A 19054-nucleotide genomic window follows, 5' to 3' on the forward strand; every position below is an offset into this window, starting at 1 on the left:
GTACCGAACGCGATGAGCGCACCGCGTCGGTTCGAATGCGTGCAGGAGCGGCATCCACCCCCGTTCGCCACTTTAGCGCGGCAGCCCTACCCGGCACACCTCCCACGCAGGGCGGGTCAGGCGACCTGCACCTCGGTGGCCGGCAGCGTCGAGTCCGCGCCGAACGACAGCCCGGACGGCTCGTGCCCGGCCATGATGAGCTGGGCGCCGAGCGCCGCGATCATGGCGCCGTTGTCGGTGCAGAGCGACAGCGGCGGAACGCGCAGCGCCACGCCCGCGGCATCCGCCCGCTCCTGCGCGAGCTCGCGGAGCCGCGCGTTCGCGACCACCCCGCCACCGAGCAGCAGGCGCGGCACGCCGAGGTCGGTGCACGCGGCGATGGCCTTGGTCACGAGCACGTCGGCGACGGCCTCTCGGAAGCTCGCCGCGACATCCGCGATCGGAACGGGCTCGCCGGCCGCCTCGCGCTGCTCGACCCAGCGGGCGACCGCGGTCTTCAGGCCCGAGAAGCTGAAGTCGTAGCGGTGGGCCGCCTGGTCCTTCGGCTGCGTGAGGCCACGCGGGAAGCGGATCGCCCTCGGATCGCCGCCGATCGCGGCCCGGTCGATCTCGGGCCCGCCGGGGTAGGGCAGTCCGAGCACGCGCGCGACCTTGTCGAACGCCTCGCCTGCCGCGTCGTCGATGGTCTCGCCGAGCAGTTCGACGTCGGAGACGAGATCGCGCACGACGAGCAGCGACGTGTGCCCTCCGGAGACGAGCAGCGCGATGGTCGGCGTCTCGAGCGGCGCATCGGCGTCGAGGAGGTCGGCGCCGACATGGCCGACCAGGTGGTTCACGGCGTAGATGGGCTTCTCGATCGCGAGCGCGAGCGCCTTGGCCGCGCCGACGCCGACCATGAGCGCTCCCGCTAGCCCGGGCCCGCTCGTGACGGCGACCGCGTCGAGATCGTCGAGCGAGACTCCGGATGCCGCGAGCGCGGCGTCGATCGACGGCCCGAGCGCTTCGAGGTGAGCGCGGGCCGCAACCTCGGGCACGACGCCGCCGTAGCGCGCGTGCTCGTCCATCGACGAGGCGATGACGTTCGCCAGCAGCTCGGTGCCGCGGACGATGCCGACGCCGGTCTCGTCGCACGAGGTCTCGATGCCGAGCACGAGGGGCGCCTCGCGGTTCATCGCGCGCCTCCGGAGGTCGAGGCGCCCGGCCGCGTCGCACTGCCGTGCACGGGCTGCGCCGGCTGGGCCACGGCCTCGGGCACGTCGAGCCGCATGCTGACGGCGTCGACGTCGTCGGGCTGGTAGTAGCCGCGTCTGATGCCGATCTCGACGAAGCCGAGCGAATCGTAGAGCGCCTTCGCGATGGGGTTGTCGGCGCGCACCTCGAGGAAGATCCGTGACACGTGCCGGCGACGCGCGTGCGTGATCAGCGCGTGCATGAGCCCGCGGCCGAGTCCGATGCCGCGCGTGAACGGGGCGACCGCGATCGTCTGCACGTCGGCGTCACCGGTGCCCGCCGGTGCGTAGAGGCCCGCGTACCCCATGAGCCGGCGCTCGGGCTCGGCCTCCTCGTCGACCGCCACGAGGTAGTAGCCGTGCTCGCTCGCGAGCTCGGATCGCATCAGCTCCTCCGACCAGGCGTCGGTCACGAACGTCTCGCGCTCGAGCCCCATGATCGCCTCGACGTCGGCGATCTTCGCCCGCCGCATGAGCACGCTCATCGCAGCACCTTCTTGCCGGCCGAGGGGGTCACGTCGGGCGCACGGAGGTACAGCGGCGCATCCCCGGTGAGCGGCAGTCGACCCGCCGCGAACGCGAACTCGGCGATCATGCCGATGCCGCCAGCGGACACGAGCGTGGCATCGAAGCGCGTGCCAGGGCGCTCCGGCACCGCGTCGCGCGGCACGAGCACCGGACCGTGCACGCGGATCGGCAGGCCGTCGGCGTCGATGCCGTCGTAGTCGGAGACCGCGAACTCGCGGCGGCGCGCGTCGGTCACGACCTGCATCGGGCCGGATCCGCCGTCGCGGTACCACGTGAACGCGACGGCGTCGTGGCTCACCACCGGGACGAACGGCTTGCGGATGCCGAGGGCGAACGCGTGCGCCGCGGCGATGCCGACCCGAAGCCCCGTGAACGGCCCCGGGCCCATGCCCGCGGCCACGCCGGACAGACGGGCGGGCGGGATGTGCGCGGACTCGAGCGCCTCGCGGACGAGTTCGCCGACGACCTCGGCGTGACGCATGGTGTCGGCCGTGCCGACCTCGGCGATCACGCCGGCATCGTGGTCGACCACGGCGACGCTCGTGCCCGTCGAGGTGTCGATCGCGAGCAGCATGCCTCAACCCTACCGAGCGTCGGCGTACGCGGTGCCCGCCCAACGGGGTCCGAACCCGCGCAGCGTGATCACGCGCGGCTCGTCGGCACCGAGGAACTCGGCATCGGTGGGGTCGACCGGGCCAGCCGTCTGCCCCGCCTGCTCCGTCTGCCCCGTCGCATCCGTCGCGCCGCCCTCGATCGCGGCGGCTCCCTGCGGTCGCTCGATCTCGACCTCGAGCCACGACTCGCTCACGTCGTCGAGGAGCCCCGCGCCCCACTCGACCACGACCACCGAGCGCGCGAAGTCGAGGTCGAGGTCCTCGACGAGTTCGGCGCTGCCGAGACGGTAGGCGTCGACGTGCACGAGCGGTGCGCCGCCGACGAGGCTCGGGTGCGTCCGGGCGAGCACGAACGTCGGCGACTGCACGGGTCCGCGCACACCGAGTCCGGCACCGAGGCCGCGCGTGAGCGTGGTCTTGCCCGCCCCGAGCGGGCCGGTGAGGATGAGCAGGTCGCCCGCGGCGAGCCGGGAACCGAGGTCGCGGCCGAACTCCTCCATGGCCGCGGCATCCGCGATCTCTGCACGGATCATGCGGCGCCGTCATAGCTGCGGGGCACGCGGTGCCCGATGCGCGTGACGATCTCGTAGCCGATCGTGTCGGCGGCCTCGGCCCAGTCGTCGGCCGACGGCGCGCCGGTCGCGGGGTCGCCGAAGAGCACGACCTCGTCGCCCACCGCGACCTCGTCGTCGCCGACGTCGACGACGAACTGGTCCATGGCGATGCGCCCCACGACCGGTCGACGACGACCGGCGAGCAGCACCTCGGCCCGGCTCGACGCGTGACGCGGGATGCCGTCGGCGTACCCGAGCGGGACGAGCGCGAGCGTCGTGCGGCGTTCGGCGCGCCACGTGTGGCTGTACGAGACGCCGACGCCCGGCTCGACGCGTCGAACGGCGGCCACGCACGCGCGCAGCGTCATGACGGGTCGGAGCCCAAGGTCGGCGGCGGTCGTGCCGTCGCCGTACGGCGGGATGCCGTACGTGCCGATGCCGAGGCGCACGAGGTCGAAGCGCGAGGCCGGCAGGCGCACCGCGGCGGCGGTCGACGCGAAGTGGCGCACCTCGGGGTCGAGGCCGGCAGCGGATGCCGCGGCGAGCGCCTCCTCGAACGCCGCGAGCTGTGCCCGGTCGGCGTCGTCGTCGGTGTTGGCGAGGTGACTGAAGATGCCGCGCACGCGGATACGGCCCTGATCTTCGAGCATTGCCGCGAACGCGACCGCCTCGACCCACTCCTCCGGCGGCACGCCGTTCCGGCTGAGGCCGGTGTCGATCTTCAGGTGCACGGCGGCCCGCGCGCCGGCGGGATCCGCGGCGCCGGCGGGATCGGCCTTCGCACCGGAAGAGGTCGCCGACGTCCCGACCTGCGCCGCGGCATCCGACACGCGCCTCAGCTGGTCGATCGACGAGACGCCCAGGTCGACGTCGCGGGCGATCGCCTCGGCGAAGGGCGCGTCGGGGCCGTGGAGCCAGGCGAGCACGGGGGCCGTGATGCCCGCATCGCGGAGCTCGAACGCCTCGTCGAGGTCGGCGACGCCCAACCAGGCCGCGCCACCGTCGAGGGCCGCCAGAGCCACTGGGACCGCGCCGTGGCCGTAGGCGTTCGCCTTCACGACGGCCATGACGGCAGCCGGGGCGACCCGCGCGGCGAGCGTCTCGACGTTCGCGCGCACGGCGTCGAGGTCGACGACGGCCTCGCGGAAGGGCGTGGTCGGCCCGGTCTGCGGGCTCATGCCATCGCCCCGCTCGATTCGAGGATCACGAAGGCGCTGGCGATGCCCGCGTCGTGGCTCATCGAGAGGTGCACGCGATCGATGCCGAGCGCACGCATGTGATCGGCGAGGCCGCCGCTGAGCTCGAAGTCGGGGTTGCCGTCGGCGTCCTGCACGACCGTCATCTCGTGCCAGCGCACGACGGCGTGGCCGCCGAGCGCCTTGATGAGCGACTCCTTGGCCGCGAACCGTGCGGCCAAGGATCGGGCGGGGCGTCCGCGTTCGCTCTCAGCGAACAGGCGATCGACGAGCGCCGGCGTGCGGGCGATCGATCGCTCGAACCGCGCGATGTCGACCACGTCGATGCCGATGCCCGCGATCACGCGGACGCCCCGAACCGGGTCACTCCACCGTCACCGACTTCGCGAGGTTGCGCGGCTGGTCGACGTCGAGGCCCTTGGCCTGCGACAGCTCCATCGCGAACACCTGGAGCGGCACCACGGCGAGCAGCGGCTCGAAGAGCGGCGCGGCGAGCGGGATGCGGATGACCTCGTCGGCGTACGGCAGCACCGCGGCATCGCCCTCCTCGGCGATCGCGATGACGCGAGCACCGCGAGCGCGGATCTCCTGGATGTTCGAGACGACCTTCGGGTGGAGGTTCGCCGACCCGCGCGGGCTCGGCACGACCACGAAGACCGGCTGGCCGGGCTCGATGAGGGCGATCGGGCCGTGCTTCAACTCGCCGGCCGCGAATCCCTCGGCGTGGATGTAGGCGAGCTCCTTGAGCTTCAGCGCACCCTCCATCGCGATCGGGAACCCGACGTGGCGACCGAGGAACAGCACCGAGCGCGTGTCCGCCATCCAGTGGGCGAGCTCGGCGACGCGTTCGGACTGGCCGAGCACGGTCTCGATCTTCGCCGGGATCGCCTGCAGCTCGGCGAGCGCGTCGGCCAGCGCCTCGGGCGCCAGCGTGCCGCGCACGCGCGCGAGGTGCAGGCCGAAGAGGTAAAGGGCCGTGATCTGCGCCACGAACGCCTTCGTCGACGCGACCGCGACCTCGGGACCCGCGTGCGTGTAGACGACCGCGTCGGACTCGCGCGGGATCGTCGCACCCTGCGTGTTGCAGATCGAGATCGTGCGCGCACCCTGCTCGCGGGCGTACTTCACGGCCATCAGCGTGTCCATCGTCTCGCCGGACTGGCTGATCGAGAGCACGAGCGTGCCGTCGTCGATCACCGGCTCTCGGTAGCGGAACTCGTGACTGAGCTCGACCTCGACGGGCACGCGCGCCCACTGCTCGATCGCGTACTTCGCCACCTGGCCGGCGTACGACGCCGTGCCGCACGCCACGACCGTGATGCGACGGACACCGCGCAGCTCGTCGTCGCCGAACGACTCGAGCTCGGGGATGTGCACCTCGCCGTCGACGATGCGACCGCGGATCGTGTTGGCGACCGCGTCGGGCTGCTCGGCGACCTCCTTGCGCATGAACGAGGACCACCCGCCCTTCTCGGCGGCCGACGCGTCCCACGCGACCTCGAACGGCTCCACCTCGACGGGCGAGCCGTCGAAGTCGGTGACCGCGACCTCGTCGGCCGTGATCGCCACGATCTGGTCCTGGCCGATCGCCACGGCGCGCTTCGTGTACTCGACGAAGGCCGCGACATCCGACCCGAAGAAGTTCTCGCCCTCGCCGAGCCCGATCACGAGCGGCGAGTTGCGGCGGGCGCCGACCACGAGACCCGGGGCGTCGCGGTGCACGGCGAGCAGCGTGAATGCGCCCTCGAGGCGGTTCACGACCTGCTGGAACGCCTGGCGGAGGTCGCCCGTGCGGCGCACCTCGCGGCCGAGGAGCACGGCGGCCACCTCGGTGTCGGTCTCGGACTCGAACGCGAAGCCCTCGTCGACGAGCTCCTGCTTGAGCTCCGCGAAGTTCTCGATGATGCCGTTGTGGATCAGCGCGAGCCGCCCCTCGTCGCCGAGGTGCGGGTGCGCGTTGCGATCGGTCGGGCCGCCGTGGGTCGCCCACCGCGTGTGGCCGATGCCCGTGCGACCCACATGGAGCGGGTGCGCCTGGAGCTCGTCGGCGAGCACCTGGAGCTTGCCCGCCTTCTTTGCTGTCTCGATCGCGCCGTCGTCATCGACGATGGCCACTCCCGCCGAATCGTAACCGCGATATTCGAGGCGCTTCAGGCCTCCCATGAGCACGTCGACGCTGCTGCGCTGCCCGACGTAACCGACAATTCCACACATGGGGTCGATTCTACGTCGCGCGGCTGCGCACCCCGCCTCGCCTCCTTCGACCACGGATGCCGCAGCCCGGCGCGGTGGGAACGCGCGGGTCAGCGGCCGCGGCACCACGCGCGGCCGACAGTAGACTGTCGAGGTGCCGGACCCGCAGACCTCGTCGACTCCGATCGCGCAGATCTCCCCGTTCATGGAGCTCCCCCGCGCCGACTGGTCGGCACTCGCTCCATCGGTGCCGGCCCCGCTCAGCGAGACCGAGATCGTGCAGCTGCGCGGCCTCGGCGAACCGCTCGACATGAATGAGCTCGCCGAGGTCTACCTGCCGCTCAGCCGCCTGCTGAACCTGTACGTGGGCGGCACGAAGGCCCTGCGCAACGCGACGGGCGAGTTCCTGCGGGAGCGCGTGGAGTCCACGCCGTTCGTCATCGGCGTGGCCGGGTCGGTCGCGGTGGGCAAGTCGACCATCGCGCGCGTGCTGCGCGAGCTCCTCGCGCGCTGGGAGCACACGCCCCGCGTCGAGCTCATCACGACCGACGGCTTCCTCTTCCCGAACGCCGAGCTCGAGCGGCGCGGGCTCATGGGGCGCAAGGGCTTCCCCGAGTCCTACGACCGACGCGCCCTGCTGCGGTTCGTCAGCGAAGTCAAGGCGGGCGCCCCCGAGGTGCGCGCGCCGTTCTACTCGCACCTCGCCTACGACATCGTGCCCGACGCGCAGATCACCGTGCGCCGCCCCGACGTGCTCATCGTCGAGGGCCTGAACGTGCTGCAGCCGCCGGGCCCCGGCCATCGGCTCGCGGTGAGCGACCTCTTCGACTTCTCGATCTACGTCGATGCCCGCACGAGCGACATCGCCCGTTGGTACGAGGAGCGCTTCCTGAAGCTCCAGCGCGGCGCGTTCACCAACCCGCGCTCGTACTTCCACCGCTACGCGAGTCTCACCGAGGAGCAGGCGCGCGCCCGCGCCGGCGAGATCTGGCGCAGCATCAACGAGCCGAACCTGCTGCAGAACGTGCGTCCCACCCGCTCACGGGCGTCGCTGGTGCTTCGCAAGAGCGCCGATCACACCGTGTCGACCGTGCTGCTCCGCAAGCTCTGACGCGCTGGGGGCCGTACGGCACGCGGCGGTGAACGCGGCGGTTCCGCCTGCGCTGCGGCCCGATACGACGAACGGATGCCGCGGCGACCCGCACCGTCACCGGTGGGGCCGCACCCGACATCCGTTCGACCGTGCGGTTCAGGCGTCGAGCGCGAGCTGCGCCTTGACGACCTCTGCAAGGGTCGCGGCATGGCGCTCGGCATCGTCCTGGCTGCGCGCCTCGACCATGACGCGCACCATCGGCTCGGTGCCCGACGGGCGCAGCAGCACGCGCCCGGTGTCGCCCAGTTCCGCCTCGACCTCGGCGACCGAGGCCGCGATGGTCTCGTCGCCGGCGAGCGCGTGGTGGTCGACGCCGCGGACGTTGACGAGCACCTGGGGGTAGACGGTCATGACGGAGGCGAGCTCGGCGAGCGACTTGCCGGTGCGGGCCATCTCGGCCACGAGGTGCAGGCCGGTGAGCACGCCGTCGCCGGTCGTCGCGAACTCGCTCATGATGACGTGCCCCGACTGCTCGCCGCCCAGCGCCAGCTTCTCGGCCGCGAGGGCCTCGAGCACGTACCGGTCGCCCACCTTGGTCTCGACGACGCGGATGCCGCGATCGGCCATGGCCCGGCGCAGGCCGAGGTTCGACATCACGGTCACGACGAGGGTGTCGTCGGTGAGCGCACCGCGCTCGTGCATGGCCACGGCGAGGATCGCCATGATCATGTCGCCGTCGATGACGTTGCCGTCGGCGTCGACCGCGAGGCAGCGGTCGGCGTCGCCGTCGTGCGCGATGCCGAGGTCGGCGCCGTGCTCGAGCACGGCGGCCGCGAGGTGATCGAGGTGCGTCGACCCGACGCCGTCGTTGATGTTCATGCCGTCGGGGTCGGCCCCGATCACGGTGACCTTCGCGCCGGCGTCGCGGAACGTCTCGGGCGAGACGCCCGCGGCAGCGCCGTGCGCGCAGTCGAGCACGACGTGGATGCCGTCGAGCCGGTTCGGCAGCGTGCCGAGCAGGTGCACGACGTAGCGGTCCTCGGCGTCGGCGAACCGGCGGATGCGGCCGACGCCGCCGCCGATCGGGGCGAGCTTCTGTCGACCGAGGTAGGACTCGATGCGGTCCTCGACCTCGTCGGGAAGCTTCGTGCCGCCGTACGAGAAGAACTTGATGCCGTTGTCGGGCGCGGGATTGTGCGACGCCGAGATCATGACGCCGAAATCGGCGCCGATCGAGTCGATGAGGAAGGCCGTGGCGGGAGTCGGGATGACCCCGGCGTCGAGGACGTCGACACCGGAGCTCGCGAGGCCGGCCGAGACGGCGGCGGTGAGGAATTCACCGGAGACGCGCGGATCGCGCGCCACCACGGCGACGGGTCGTCGACCCGCCGCGCGGAGTTCATCGGCGTGCCTGCCCTGCGTGAGCACGGCGGCAGCCGCCTGAGCGAGGCCCAGGGCCAGGTCAGCCGTGAGTTCACGGTTGGCCAGGCCCCGGACCCCGTCAGTTCCGAAGAGCCGAGGCATTCGGAGTTCCGGAGCGCTGGATCAGCGCTTCGAGAACTGGGGAGCCTTGCGGGCCTTCTTGAGACCGGCCTTCTTGCGCTCGATGACGCGAGCGTCACGGGTCAGGAAGCCGGCCTTCTTCAGCGCCGGGCGGTTGTTCTCACGGTCGATCTCGTTGAGTGCACGAGCGATCGCGAGGCGCAGTGCGCCTGCCTGGCCCGAGGGGCCGCCGCCGGTGATCTTGCCGATCACGTCGTACGAGCCGGTGAGCTCGAGCACGGTGAACGGGTCGGTGATGAGCTGCTGGTGCAGCTTGTTCGGGAAGTACGCGGCGAACTCACGGCCGTTGACCGTGATGTTGCCGGCGCCCGGAACGACGCGCACGCGCGCGATGGCCTGCTTGCGGCGGCCGACGGCTGCGCCGGACACGTTGAGCACGGCACGGGGGGTGGTGGGAGCCGCCGCGGGGGCGCTCTCGGTGGTGTAGCTCTCCGGAGCCGCGTCGAGCTGGTCTGCGATCTTCGCCATGGTGGTGTGAATCCTTTTCGAGAACGTCGAGGGTGCCGGAATTACTGGGCGACCTGGGTGAGGGTGTACGGCGTGGGCTGCTGCGCCGCGTGCGGGTGCTCCGCGCCTGCGTACACCTTCAGCTTCTTCAGCTGGGCACGACCGAGCGAGTTCTTGGGGAGCATGCCGCGGATCGCCTTCTCGACGGCGCGGACGGGGTTCTTCTCGAGGAGCTCGGCGTAACCGATGGCCTTGAGGCCGCCCGGGTAGCCCGAGTGGCGGTAGGCCTTCTTCTGGAGGAGCTTCTGGCCGGTGAGGGCCACCTTCTCGGCATTGACGATGATGACGAAGTCACCGGTGTCCATGTGGTTGGCGAAGGTCGGCTTGTGCTTGCCGCGCAGCAGGGCTGCGGTGTGGCTCGCGAGACGGCCGAGAACGATGTCGGTGGCGTCGATGATGACCCAGTCGCGCTGGATCTCGTTCGCCTTGGGGGTGTAGGTGCGCGTCACTATCGTGCTGCTTTCTGATCGAGTGAGGGGTTCGTGAATCCCACTCCGTGGGTGTTCGACCGCGATGCGGACGAGCCGCCCGGTGGAGGGCTCAACTTCGGGTGCCGGCGCAGATGGCGGCACCAAAGAAACAGCCTAGCCGATGACCCCGTCCACGTGCAATTCGCGGCGGGCCCTGGTCAGCATCGCACGGGCCTCGAGCTCGTCGTCGGCGGGGTAGCCGACCTCGGTGAGCACGAGCCCCTTGGCGGGCATCACCTTGAATGCATTCGTGCGCTCCGTCGCACGCAGCAGGGCCAGAGGGTCGGATGCATCGAGCCGCCCCTCCCCCACGGCGACGCACGCGCCGACGAGCGCCCGCACCATCGAGTGGCAGAACGCGTCCGCCTGCAGCGAGGCGACGAGCACGCCGTCGGACCGCCGTTCCCATCCGAAGTGCTGGAGGGTGCGGATCGTCGTGGCCCCCGCGCGGGGCTTGCAGAACGAGGCGAAGTCGTGGAGGCCGAGCAGCGAGCCCGCGGCGGCGTTCATCGCCTCGACGTCGAGCGTTCGGGGGTACGCGACCGTCGCGCGCCTGGCGAGCGGGTCGCGCAGCGCGGCCAGGTCCGCCACGCAGTACTCGTAGCGGCGCCACATCGCCGAGAACCGCGCGTCGAAGCCCGCCGGAGCGATGTCGGCGGCCGTGATGACCACGTCGGCGTCGGCCCCGAGGATGCCCGTCAGCCGGCGCGCGAGCACGGCCGCCGGCCCGGTCCGCTCTCCGTCATGACCACGGCGCGGCCGCACCACGGTCGAGAGCGCCCGCTCCGGCACGTCGAGATGGGCGACCTGGCCGCGCGCATGGACGCCGGCGTCGGTTCGCCCCGCGACCGTGAGGCGCGGCACGGCGCCGGTGCGCCGGAAGAGCGTCCCGAGCGCCTCCTCGATGACACCCTGCACCGTGCGCTGTGTCGGCTGCCGGCTCCACCCGTTGAACTCGGTTCCGTCGTAGGCGATGCCGAGCCGGATACGGACGACGGATGCCTCGGCCGCGGTATCCGCGACCGCAACCGTCTGCTCGCCGACCGCACCCATGGCGACAAGCCTAGAACGAGCCGCATGCTGCTCCGCGCCACCGACGACCGGTTGCGCCCTGCACTGGGGACGCCGAAAGGCCCCGGCGCACAGCACCGGGGCCTTTCGAACAGCAGCGTCGACTACTTGGCGTCGGCGGACTCCTCGGCGGGAGCCTCGTCGGCGACCTCAGCGGTCTCCTCGACCTCGGCGACCTCGACGGTCTCCTCGGCCTCGGCGACGGGCGCCTCTTCGGCGACCGGCGCGGCGGCGGCGGGCTTGGCGGCGCGCACCTTCGGGGTCACGGGCTCGAGGACGAGCTCGATGACCGCCATGGGCGCGTTGTCGCCCTTGCGGTTGCCGATCTTCGTGATGCGGGTGTAGCCGCCCTCACGGTCGGCGACCTGCGGAGCGATGATCGTGAACAGCTCGTGGACGACAGCCTTGTCGCCGATCACGGCGAGCACGCGACGACGCGCGTGCAGGTCGCCGCGCTTGGCGAACGTGATGAGACGCTCGGCGAGCGGACGAAGGCGCTTCGCCTTGGTCTCGGTCGTGGTGATCGACTTGTGCGTGTAGAGCGCAGCAGCCAGGTTGGCGAGCATGAGCCGCTCGTGCGAGGGTCCGCCTCCGAGGCGGGGGCCCTTGGTGGGCTTCGGCATGGTTCGTTATCTCCAGTAGTGGGGGTCAGTGCGGCGGGCGCGAAGGAAGGATTAGTTCTCTTCTTCGAAGCCCGTGTAGAAGTGGGCCCCGTCGAATCCGGGGACGGAGTCCTTCAGCGAAAGACCCATCTCGGTGAGCTTGTCCTTGACCTCATCCACCGACTTCTGACCGAAGTTGCGGATGTTCATGAGCTGCGACTCCGAGAGGGCGACGAGCTCGGACACGGTGTTGATGCCCTCGCGCTTGAGGCAGTTGTAGCTGCGCACCGAAAGGTCGAGGTCTTCGATCGGGATCGAGAGCTCGCTCGAGAGCACGGCGTCGACCGGCGCCGGGCCGATCTCGATGCCCTCGGCGGCCACGTTCAGCTCGCGAGCGAGACCGAACAGCTCCGTGAGGGTGCGGCCCGCCGACGCGATGGCGTCACGCGGGCTGATGGCGGGCTTCGACTCGACGTCGACCACGAGGCGGTCGAAGTCGGTGCGCTCGCCGGCACGGGTGGCCTCGACGCGGTAGGTGACCTTCAGGACCGGCGAGTAGATCGAGTCGACCGGGATCTGGCCGGCCTCGGAGTACTCGTTGCGGTTCTGGCTGGCCGAGACGTAGCCGCGGCCGCGCTCGATCGTCAGCTCCAGCTCGAACTTCGCCGACTCGTTGAGCGTGGCGATGACGAGCTCGGGGTTGTGCACCTCGACGCCGGCCGGAGCGGAGATGTCCGCAGCGGTGACCTCGCCCGCACCCTGCTTGCGCAGGTATGCCGTGATGGGCTCGTCGTGCTCGCTCGAGACGACCAGGTTCTTGATGTTCAGGATGATCTCGGTGACGTCCTCACGCACACCGGGAACGGTCGAGAACTCGTGCAGCACGCCGTCGATGCGGATGCTGGTGACGGCCGCACCGGGGATGGACGAGAGGAGCGTACGCCGGAGCGAGTTGCCCAGGGTGTAACCGAAGCCCGGCTCGAGGGGCTCGATCACGAAACGCGAACGGAACTCCGAGATGTTCTCTTCGGTGAGCGTCGGACGCTGTGCGATCAGCACTGTGGATTCCTTTCGGCAGGGTGTCCGCTATATGACACCTGCGAGTTCGAGGATCTTGAGTTGTGAGAGTGCGTGTCGCCGGTCGAGCAGGCCCTTCGGGACCGGATCGAGGCCCGCGGGATGCCGCGAGCCCTCGATCCGGGCGCGGGCGCCCTACTCGACCGACGAGGAGTGCTTAGACGCGGCGACGCTTGGGCGGGCGGCAGCCGTTGTGAGCCTGGGGCGTCACGTCGTTGATGCTGCCGACCTCGAGGCCTGCGGCCTGGAGCGAGCGGATCGCGGTCTCGCGGCCCGAACCCGGACCCTTGACGAAGACGTCGACCTTCTTCATGCCGTGCTCCTGCGCCTGGCGGGCGGCCGACTCTGCGGCGAGCTGCGCGGCGAACGGGGTCGACTTGCGCGAACCCTTGAAGCCGACGCCACCGGAGGAGGCCCAGCTGATCACGGCACCGGAGGTGTCGGTGATCGAGACGATCGTGTTGTTGAACGTCGACTTGATGTGGGCCTGGCCCACGGCGATGTTCTTCTTTTCCTTCTTGCGCGGCTTGCGAGTAGCCGCCTTGGATGCTGCCATGTGTGAAATCTCCTAGATCTGGCGACGAGCGGTTACTTGCGGCCGGGCTTCTTCTTGCCGGCGACGGTGCGCTTCGGGCCCTTGCGGGTACGAGCGTTGGTCTTGGTGCGCTGACCGCGGACCGGGAGACCACGACGGTGGCGGATGCCCTCGTACGAACCGATCTCGACCTTGCGGCGGATGTCGGCGGCGACCTCGCGGCGAAGGTCACCCTCAACCTTGTAGTTGCCCTCGATGTAGTCGCGCAGGGCGACCAGCTGGTCGTCGCTGAGGTCCTTGACGCGGATGTTCCCGTCGATACCGGTCTCCGCGAGCGTCTCCAGCGCGCGAGTGCGGCCGACGCCGTAGATGTAGGTGAGTGCGATCTCCACGCGCTTCTCGCGCGGGATGTCGACTCCTGCAAGACGTGCCATGTTCGGCTTCTCCTGTTTTCGAAGTGGAGGTGTGGAGCAACACCGGTGCCCGGGCCTCCGCCCCGAGGTGTCCCCGCGGCATCCGAGGATGTCGCGGTTCTGGTGTTGCCGATATGCAGTGTTCAGTTATGGGGACGAACCCTGCCGGAGCAGGGGTTCGAAAGTCTTCTGACTAGCCCTGGCGCTGCTTGTGGCGCGGGTTCTCGCAGATCACCATGACGTTGCCGTGGCGGCGGATGACCTTGCACTTGTCGCAGATGGGCTTGACTGAGGGGTTGACCTTCATGAGTGTTTCCTTGGTTTCGCTGTCTTCGTGCCCGTGGGATGCCGCAGGCCGTTACTTTCCAGCAAGCGTTACTTGTAGCGGTAGACGATGCGTCCGCGCGTCAGGTCGTAGGGGCTCAGCTCGACGATCACGCGGTCCTCGGGGAGGATTCGGATGTAGTGCTGACGCATCTTGCCTGAGATGTGTGCGAGAACCTTGTGCCCGTTCGTGAGCTCAACCCGGAACATCGCGTTCGGGAGAGCCTCGATGACCGAGCCCTCGATCTCGATGACGCCGTCTTTCTTGGCCATAGCCTCACTATCGCTTGGAGTTTGGGATGCTGGTCGTGCGATGATGCTCGGTGTCGACCCGTCATGCCCGACGAGACGTCGGGCATGCCAAGGCGCACGTGCAGAGCACCAAGGGTCAACTTTACGACATCCCGGGCGATTAAGCGAACCGGGGCCGGATCACGCGCTCGGCGCCTCCACGGCGATCCGAACCGCCTGTCGGGCCTCGGCGGCACCCTCGGCGGCGAGGGCCGCACGGGCGAGGCGCTCGGCATCCGCACGGTCGTAGCCGAGCAGCGACGCACGGACATCGGCGATCGCCGACGGCGACATCGACAGCGAGGTCACGCCCAGCCCGACGAGCACGACCGCGAGGAGGGGGTCGGCGGCGGCCTCGCCGCACACCCCGACGGACTTGCCCGCCTTCGCGCCGGCGGCTCCGACCTCCCCGATCAGCCTGAGCACCGCCGGATGCCACGGATCCTGCAACCCCGCGACCGTTCCGAGCAGCCGGTCGGCGGCCATCGTGTACTGCGTGAGGTCGTTCGTGCCGATGGACGCGAACTCGGCGATCGCGAGCACCCGGTCCGCGATCAGCGCAGCCGCCGGCGTCTCGACCATCACGCCCGCCACCCGGATGCCGAGCTCGTGCGCGAGGTCGGCGAAGTAGCGCGTCTCCTCGACCGTCGCGACCATCGGGGCCATGACCTGCAGCTCGGCCGAGGTCTCGGCCTCGGCCTGCGCCAGCGCCGTGAGCTGGTCCCGCAGCACCGGCTCGGCCGCGCGGAGTGCACGGATGCCGCGGAGCCCGAGCGCCGGGTTCGGCTCGGCATCGTCGTTCACGAAGGAGAGCGGCTTGTCGGCGCCGGCGTCGAGCACCCGCACGACGACCTTGCGACCCGGGAACGCCTCGAGGAGACGGACGTACTCCGATCTCTGCTCGTCGACGGTCGGCGCGCGATCGGCATCGAGGAACAGGAACTCCGTGCGGAAGAGCCCGACGCCCTCCGCGCCGAGACGGACGGCCTCCGCTGCTCCATCGGCGGAACCGAGGTTCGCGAGCAACGGCACCGGCGTGCCGTCTGAGAGACGGCCTGGCTCGATGGGCGCGGCGGCGGTCGCCGCCCTCTCGGCGATGCGATGCTCGGCGTCGGTGAGCTCGTCGGGCGTCGGCGCCGCCACGACGGTGTCGCGGCCCGCATCGACGATGACGCGATCACCGTCGGCGAGCGACCACGCGCTGGCCACGCCGACGACCGCGACGAGCGACTTCTCCCGCGCGAGGATCGCCGTGTGCGAGGTCGGCCCGCCGTCGACGGTCACGACCGCGCTGACCTGGGCGAGATCGAGGGTCGCGGTGTCGGCGGGTGAGAGGTCGCGGGCGACCAGGACGAACGGATGTCCCGGCGACGGCACGCCGGGCGCCGGCACGCCGGCGAGGTGGGCACGCACGCGCTGCGAGACGTCGTCGAGATCCGCGGCCCGTTCGGCGAGGTAACCCCCCATGCCCGTGAGCAGGTCCCGGTACCCCGCGAACGCCTCGAAGACCGCGCGCTCCGCGGTGGCGCCGGCCATGACCCGGTTCTCGACCTCGGTGCCGAGCGAGGGGTCCGCGGCCATGAGGGCCTGCGCCTCGAGCACGTCCTTCGCGGTGCCTCCTGCGGTGGCGCCGCGCGCCGCGAGATCGGCCGCGGTCGCCGCGAGCGCCTCCCTGCCCCTGACCCACTCATCCTGCGGTGAGCGGTCACTCGTCAGTTCGGACGGTTCGGGCAGTGGATCGGCCATGCGGAGCACCGGGCCGATCGCGATGCCGGCCCCGACACCGGTTCCCCTGAGCTGCATGCGTCGCCCTCCCCATCGCGGTTCGACCTCGTCGCGAGCGTGTCCGCTCCCCCGCCTTCACCCTACCCAGCGGCGCGGCGGCGGAGACAGCCCCCGGCCGGCGAAGACGGACCCTTCGGTGCGGTCGGTGCTGCCGGTCTGCACGGGCGATCGATCCCGACAGTGGTCCTGATCGAGTCCGGCGATTCCGGTCAGGCGATCGGCACCGGCGTGATGCCGTAGGGCGCGAGGCCCGCCGCGCCGCCGTCCTCGGCGGTCAGCACCCAGACGCCGCCGTCGTGCACGGCGATCGAGTGCTCCCAGTGGGCGGCGTCGGCGCCGTCCGACGTCGTCACGGTCCATCCGTCGTCGCGGATGAACGTCTCGATCGAGCCGGCCACGATCATGGGTTCGATGGCCACCACGAGTCCGGGTCGCACGGCAGGGCCGCGACGATCGACGCGGTAGTTGAAGACCGGTGGCTCCTCGTGCATCGACCGACCGATGCCGTGGCCGACGAAGTCGGTCAGGATGCCGTACTCCCCGGCATCCTCGATGAACTCCTCGATGGCGTCGCCGACCTCATTGAGCCTGCGGGCGGTCGCGAGCGCCGCGATGCCGCGCCAGAGCGAGCCCTCGGTCACCTCGGCGAGCGTGGTGCGGGCAGCGACGAGCTCGGGTCTGGCGGGGTCGGGGATCACGACGCTGAATGCCGCGTCGCCGTTCCAGCCGTCGACCTCGGCTCCCCCGTCGACCGAGACGATGTCTCCCGGGCGGAACGGCCGATCGGTCGGGATGCCGTGCACCACGTCGTCGTCGACCGAGACGCAGAGCGTGTGGCGGTAGCCGGGTTCGAGCTTGAAGTTCGAGCGACCGCCGAGCCCTTCGATGACTCGCTCCGCAGCGTTGTCGAGTTCGAGCCCGGTCGCACCCGGCGCGATCAGCCGACGCGCTTCGGCCAGCGCCGCTGCGGTGGCGGCGCCGGCCGGGCGCATCGCCCGCAGCTCAGCCGCGGACTTGTAGATCGAACGCCGGAACACGCCGGGTCAGGCAGCCGCGCCGTTGCCGCCGGAACCCTGGGCGATGAGGCCCCGGCTCGCGAGCGCGTCGAAGATCCGCTGCGTGACCTGATCGAGCGTGCCGACGCCGTCGATGGCCAGTACCAGGTCCTGCGCGCGATAGACGTCGAGGATGGGTGCGGTCTCGCGCTCGTAGATGGCCAGCCGGTTCGCGATGACCTCTTCGGTGTCGTCGGTGCGCCCCTGCTTGACCGCGCGGTCGTGCAGCCTGGTGATGCTCTCCTCGCGGGGCACCTCGAGCTCGATCACGGCATCGAGGCCCTCACCGCGTCCGCCGAGGAACTCGGCGAGGTCGTCGACCTGGCCGCGGTTGCGCGGGTAGCCGTCGAGCAGGAAGCCGGCCGCGGCGTCAGGCTGGGCGAGGCGGTCGCGGACGAGTTCGCTCGTCAGGGCGTCGGGAACCAGGTCTCCGGCCTCGATGATGGCCTGCACACGTTTGCCGAGCTCCGTTCCGCCCGACACGTTCGCGCGGAAGATGTCGCCGGTCGCGACCTGCGGAACGCCGAACGCCTCTGCGACGAGGACGCCTTGAGTGCCCTTGCCCGAGCCCTGCGGGCCGACGATCAGGAAGCGTGCGGAACCAGTGGGGTTCGCCGTCATCGGAGGAGCCCTTCGTAGTGGCGCTGCTGCAGCTGCGCATCGATCTGCTTCACCGTTTCGAGGCCGACGCCGACGATGATGAGGATCGACGCGCCGCCGAACGGGAAGTTCGCGTTGGCGCCGACGAGGCTCAGGGCGATGAGCGGGATGAGCGCGATGAGACCGAGGTACAGCGAACCGGGCAGCGTGATGCGCGTGAGCACGTAGTCGAGGTACTCGGCCGTGGGACGCCCGGCTCGGATGCCCGGGATGAAGCCGCCGTACTTCTTCATGTTCTCGGCCACCTCGTCGGGGTTGAAGGTGATCGCGACGTAGAAGTACGTGAATCCGACGATGAGCAGGAAGTACAGGAGCATGTAGAGCGGGTGGTCGCCCTTGGTCAGGTAGTTCGTGATCCACACGACCCAGGCCTGTGGCTCATCGCCTGCAGCGGGCTGGTTGAACTGGGCGATGAGCGCGGGCAGGTACAGCAGCGACGAGGCGAAGATCACGGGGACGACGCCGGCCATGTTCACCTTGATCGGGATGTACGTGTTGTTGCCGCCGTACGTGCGGCGGCCGACCATGCGCTTCGCGTACTGCACCGGGACGCGTCGCTGCGATTGCTCGACGAAGACGACCGCGACGACCACCAGGAGTCCGACCGCGAGCACGACGAAGAAGGTGTCGAGGCCGCGAGCCTGCGCGATCGACCAGAGCGAGCCGGGGAACGTCGAGGCGATCGACGTGAAGATGAGGAGCGACATGCCGTTGCCGATGCCGCGCTCGGTGATGAGCTCGCCCATCCACATGATGAGGCCGGTACCGGCGGTCATCGTGATGACCATGAGCAGGATCGCGTACCAGGCGTCGTTCGTGATCAGCTGCGAGCACGACGGGTCGCCCGACGGGAACAGCGCGCCGGACCGAGCGACCGTGATCAGGGTGGTCGACTGCAGCACGCCGAGGGCGATCGTCAGGTAGCGGGTGTACTGCGTGAGCTTGCCCTGACCCGACTGGCCCTCCTTGTAGAGGGTCTCGAAGTGGGGGATGACCACGCGCAGGAGCTGCACGATGATCGACGCCGTGATGTACGGCATGATGCCCAGCGCGAAGATCGACAACTGGAGCAGCGCACCGCCCGAGAACAGGTTGACGAGCTCGTAGAGGCCCGTGGTGCTCTGGCTGGCCGCGAGGCAGGCCTGCACGTTGCCGAAATCCACGAACGGCGCCGGGATGAACGAGCCGAGTCGGAACAGGGCGACGATGCCCAGCGTGAACCCGAGCTTGCGGCGAAGATCCGGCGTGCGGAAGATCCGCCCGATGGCGTTGAACACTCGTCCTCCTGTTGCTC

General features: G+C 70.3%; 22 protein-coding genes. 1 reads left to right on the top strand and 21 read right to left on the bottom strand.

The genetic code is table 11. The features are described 5' to 3' along the window. Positions 1 to 116: 116 nt before the first annotated feature. From tsaD to glmS, 7 genes are read right to left on the bottom strand one after another with little or no spacing between them, the layout of a single operon-like run. On the bottom strand, positions 117 to 1172 hold the full coding sequence (tsaD, locus tag ATC03_RS15120) for a tRNA (adenosine(37)-N6)-threonylcarbamoyltransferase complex transferase subunit TsaD (RefSeq protein WP_067878844.1): 1056 nt from the start codon (positions 1170 to 1172) through the stop codon (positions 117 to 119). Beyond that, positions 1169 to 1714 (bottom strand): ribosomal protein S18-alanine N-acetyltransferase, encoded by a 546-nt coding sequence (gene rimI / locus ATC03_RS15125; protein WP_084003545.1) that lies wholly within the window; start codon positions 1712 to 1714, stop codon positions 1169 to 1171. Before rimI ends, tsaD begins: the two co-directional genes overlap by 4 nt. Beyond that, positions 1711 to 2331 carry a tRNA (adenosine(37)-N6)-threonylcarbamoyltransferase complex dimerization subunit type 1 TsaB gene (gene tsaB / locus ATC03_RS15130; RefSeq protein ID WP_067878847.1) on the bottom strand — a complete coding sequence of 207 codons (621 nt, stop codon included), beginning with the start codon at positions 2329 to 2331 and terminating at the stop codon, positions 1711 to 1713. Before tsaB ends, rimI begins: the two co-directional genes overlap by 4 nt. 9 nt (positions 2332 to 2340) lie before the next feature. Further along, positions 2341 to 2904 carry a tRNA (adenosine(37)-N6)-threonylcarbamoyltransferase complex ATPase subunit type 1 TsaE gene (gene tsaE / locus ATC03_RS15135; RefSeq protein ID WP_067878850.1) on the bottom strand — a complete coding sequence of 188 codons (564 nt, stop codon included), beginning with the start codon at positions 2902 to 2904 and terminating at the stop codon, positions 2341 to 2343. Beyond that, a complete protein-coding gene (gene alr / locus ATC03_RS15140; RefSeq protein WP_067878853.1) occupies positions 2901 to 4103 on the bottom strand; it encodes an alanine racemase in 1203 nt (400 codons plus the stop codon). Before alr ends, tsaE begins: the two co-directional genes overlap by 4 nt. After that, on the bottom strand, positions 4100 to 4465 hold the full coding sequence (locus ATC03_RS15145) for a holo-ACP synthase (RefSeq protein ID WP_067878856.1): 366 nt from the start codon (positions 4463 to 4465) through the stop codon (positions 4100 to 4102). Before ATC03_RS15145 ends, alr begins: the two co-directional genes overlap by 4 nt. Positions 4466 to 4484: 19 nt before the next feature. Further along, on the bottom strand, positions 4485 to 6335 hold the full coding sequence (gene glmS, locus ATC03_RS15150) for a glutamine--fructose-6-phosphate transaminase (isomerizing) (RefSeq protein ID WP_067878859.1): 1851 nt from the start codon (positions 6333 to 6335) through the stop codon (positions 4485 to 4487). Between the two features lie 184 nt (positions 6336 to 6519). Between glmS and coaA the strand changes: the two genes are divergently transcribed. Further along, positions 6520 to 7425 (top strand): type I pantothenate kinase, encoded by a 906-nt coding sequence (gene coaA, locus ATC03_RS15155; protein WP_067882353.1) that lies wholly within the window; start codon positions 6520 to 6522, stop codon positions 7423 to 7425. A gap of 138 nt (positions 7426 to 7563) precedes the next feature. Here the strand turns inward: coaA and glmM are convergent, their stop codons facing one another. The 14 genes from glmM to secY form a co-directional block, all read right to left on the bottom strand. Beyond that, positions 7564 to 8931 (bottom strand): phosphoglucosamine mutase, encoded by a 1368-nt coding sequence (glmM, locus tag ATC03_RS15160; protein ID WP_067878861.1) that lies wholly within the window; start codon positions 8929 to 8931, stop codon positions 7564 to 7566. Positions 8932 to 8952: 21 nt separating this feature from the next. Next, on the bottom strand, positions 8953 to 9438 hold the full coding sequence (rpsI, locus tag ATC03_RS15165; RefSeq protein WP_067878864.1) for a 30S ribosomal protein S9: 486 nt from the start codon (positions 9436 to 9438) through the stop codon (positions 8953 to 8955). 41 nt (positions 9439 to 9479) lie between these two features. Further along, entirely contained in the window at positions 9480 to 9926 is a 447-nt protein-coding gene (gene rplM / locus ATC03_RS15170; RefSeq protein ID WP_067878866.1) for a 50S ribosomal protein L13, read from the bottom strand. Positions 9927 to 10061: 135 nt separating this feature from the next. Continuing rightward, positions 10062 to 11000 carry a tRNA pseudouridine(38-40) synthase TruA gene (gene truA, locus ATC03_RS15175; RefSeq protein ID WP_084003546.1) on the bottom strand — a complete coding sequence of 313 codons (939 nt, stop codon included), beginning with the start codon at positions 10998 to 11000 and terminating at the stop codon, positions 10062 to 10064. A gap of 122 nt (positions 11001 to 11122) precedes the next feature. Beyond that, on the bottom strand, positions 11123 to 11641 hold the full coding sequence (gene rplQ, locus ATC03_RS15180) for a 50S ribosomal protein L17 (RefSeq protein ID WP_067878868.1): 519 nt from the start codon (positions 11639 to 11641) through the stop codon (positions 11123 to 11125). Between the two features lie 51 nt (positions 11642 to 11692). After that, positions 11693 to 12679: a DNA-directed RNA polymerase subunit alpha gene (locus ATC03_RS15185; protein WP_055860115.1), complete on the bottom strand. Its 987-nt coding sequence runs from the start codon at positions 12677 to 12679 to the stop codon at positions 11693 to 11695. A 175-nt stretch (positions 12680 to 12854) separates the two neighbouring features. Beyond that, positions 12855 to 13253 carry a 30S ribosomal protein S11 gene (gene rpsK, locus ATC03_RS15190; RefSeq protein WP_067878870.1) on the bottom strand — a complete coding sequence of 133 codons (399 nt, stop codon included), beginning with the start codon at positions 13251 to 13253 and terminating at the stop codon, positions 12855 to 12857. Between the two features lie 32 nt (positions 13254 to 13285). Next, positions 13286 to 13666 carry a 30S ribosomal protein S13 gene (gene rpsM / locus ATC03_RS15195; protein ID WP_055860129.1) on the bottom strand — a complete coding sequence of 127 codons (381 nt, stop codon included), beginning with the start codon at positions 13664 to 13666 and terminating at the stop codon, positions 13286 to 13288. A gap of 172 nt (positions 13667 to 13838) precedes the next feature. Further along, the gene (gene rpmJ / locus ATC03_RS15200; protein WP_047561540.1) at positions 13839 to 13952 is read right to left on the bottom strand and encodes a 50S ribosomal protein L36; all 114 of its coding nucleotides are present in this window, start codon (positions 13950 to 13952) and stop codon (positions 13839 to 13841) included. 68 nt (positions 13953 to 14020) lie between these two features. Then, positions 14021 to 14242 (bottom strand): translation initiation factor IF-1, encoded by a 222-nt coding sequence (gene infA / locus ATC03_RS15205; protein ID WP_011186713.1) that lies wholly within the window; start codon positions 14240 to 14242, stop codon positions 14021 to 14023. Between the two features lie 159 nt (positions 14243 to 14401). Next, positions 14402 to 16063: a phosphoenolpyruvate--protein phosphotransferase gene (ptsP, locus tag ATC03_RS15210; RefSeq protein WP_067878872.1), complete on the bottom strand. Its 1662-nt coding sequence runs from the start codon at positions 16061 to 16063 to the stop codon at positions 14402 to 14404. Between the two features lie 191 nt (positions 16064 to 16254). Continuing rightward, complete coding sequence (gene map, locus ATC03_RS15215; protein ID WP_067878874.1) at positions 16255 to 17037, bottom strand: type I methionyl aminopeptidase; 783 nt, start codon at positions 17035 to 17037, stop codon at positions 16255 to 16257. A 51-nt stretch (positions 17038 to 17088) separates the two neighbouring features. Beyond that, positions 17089 to 17721 (bottom strand): adenylate kinase, encoded by a 633-nt coding sequence (locus ATC03_RS15220; protein ID WP_067878876.1) that lies wholly within the window; start codon positions 17719 to 17721, stop codon positions 17089 to 17091. After that, complete coding sequence (gene secY / locus ATC03_RS15225; protein ID WP_067878878.1) at positions 17718 to 19037, bottom strand: preprotein translocase subunit SecY; 1320 nt, start codon at positions 19035 to 19037, stop codon at positions 17718 to 17720. Before secY ends, ATC03_RS15220 begins: the two co-directional genes overlap by 4 nt. Positions 19038 to 19054 lie beyond the last annotated feature (17 nt).

The organism is Agromyces aureus (assembly GCF_001660485.1).
Classification (GTDB): Bacteria; Actinomycetota; Actinomycetes; order Actinomycetales; family Microbacteriaceae; genus Agromyces; species Agromyces aureus.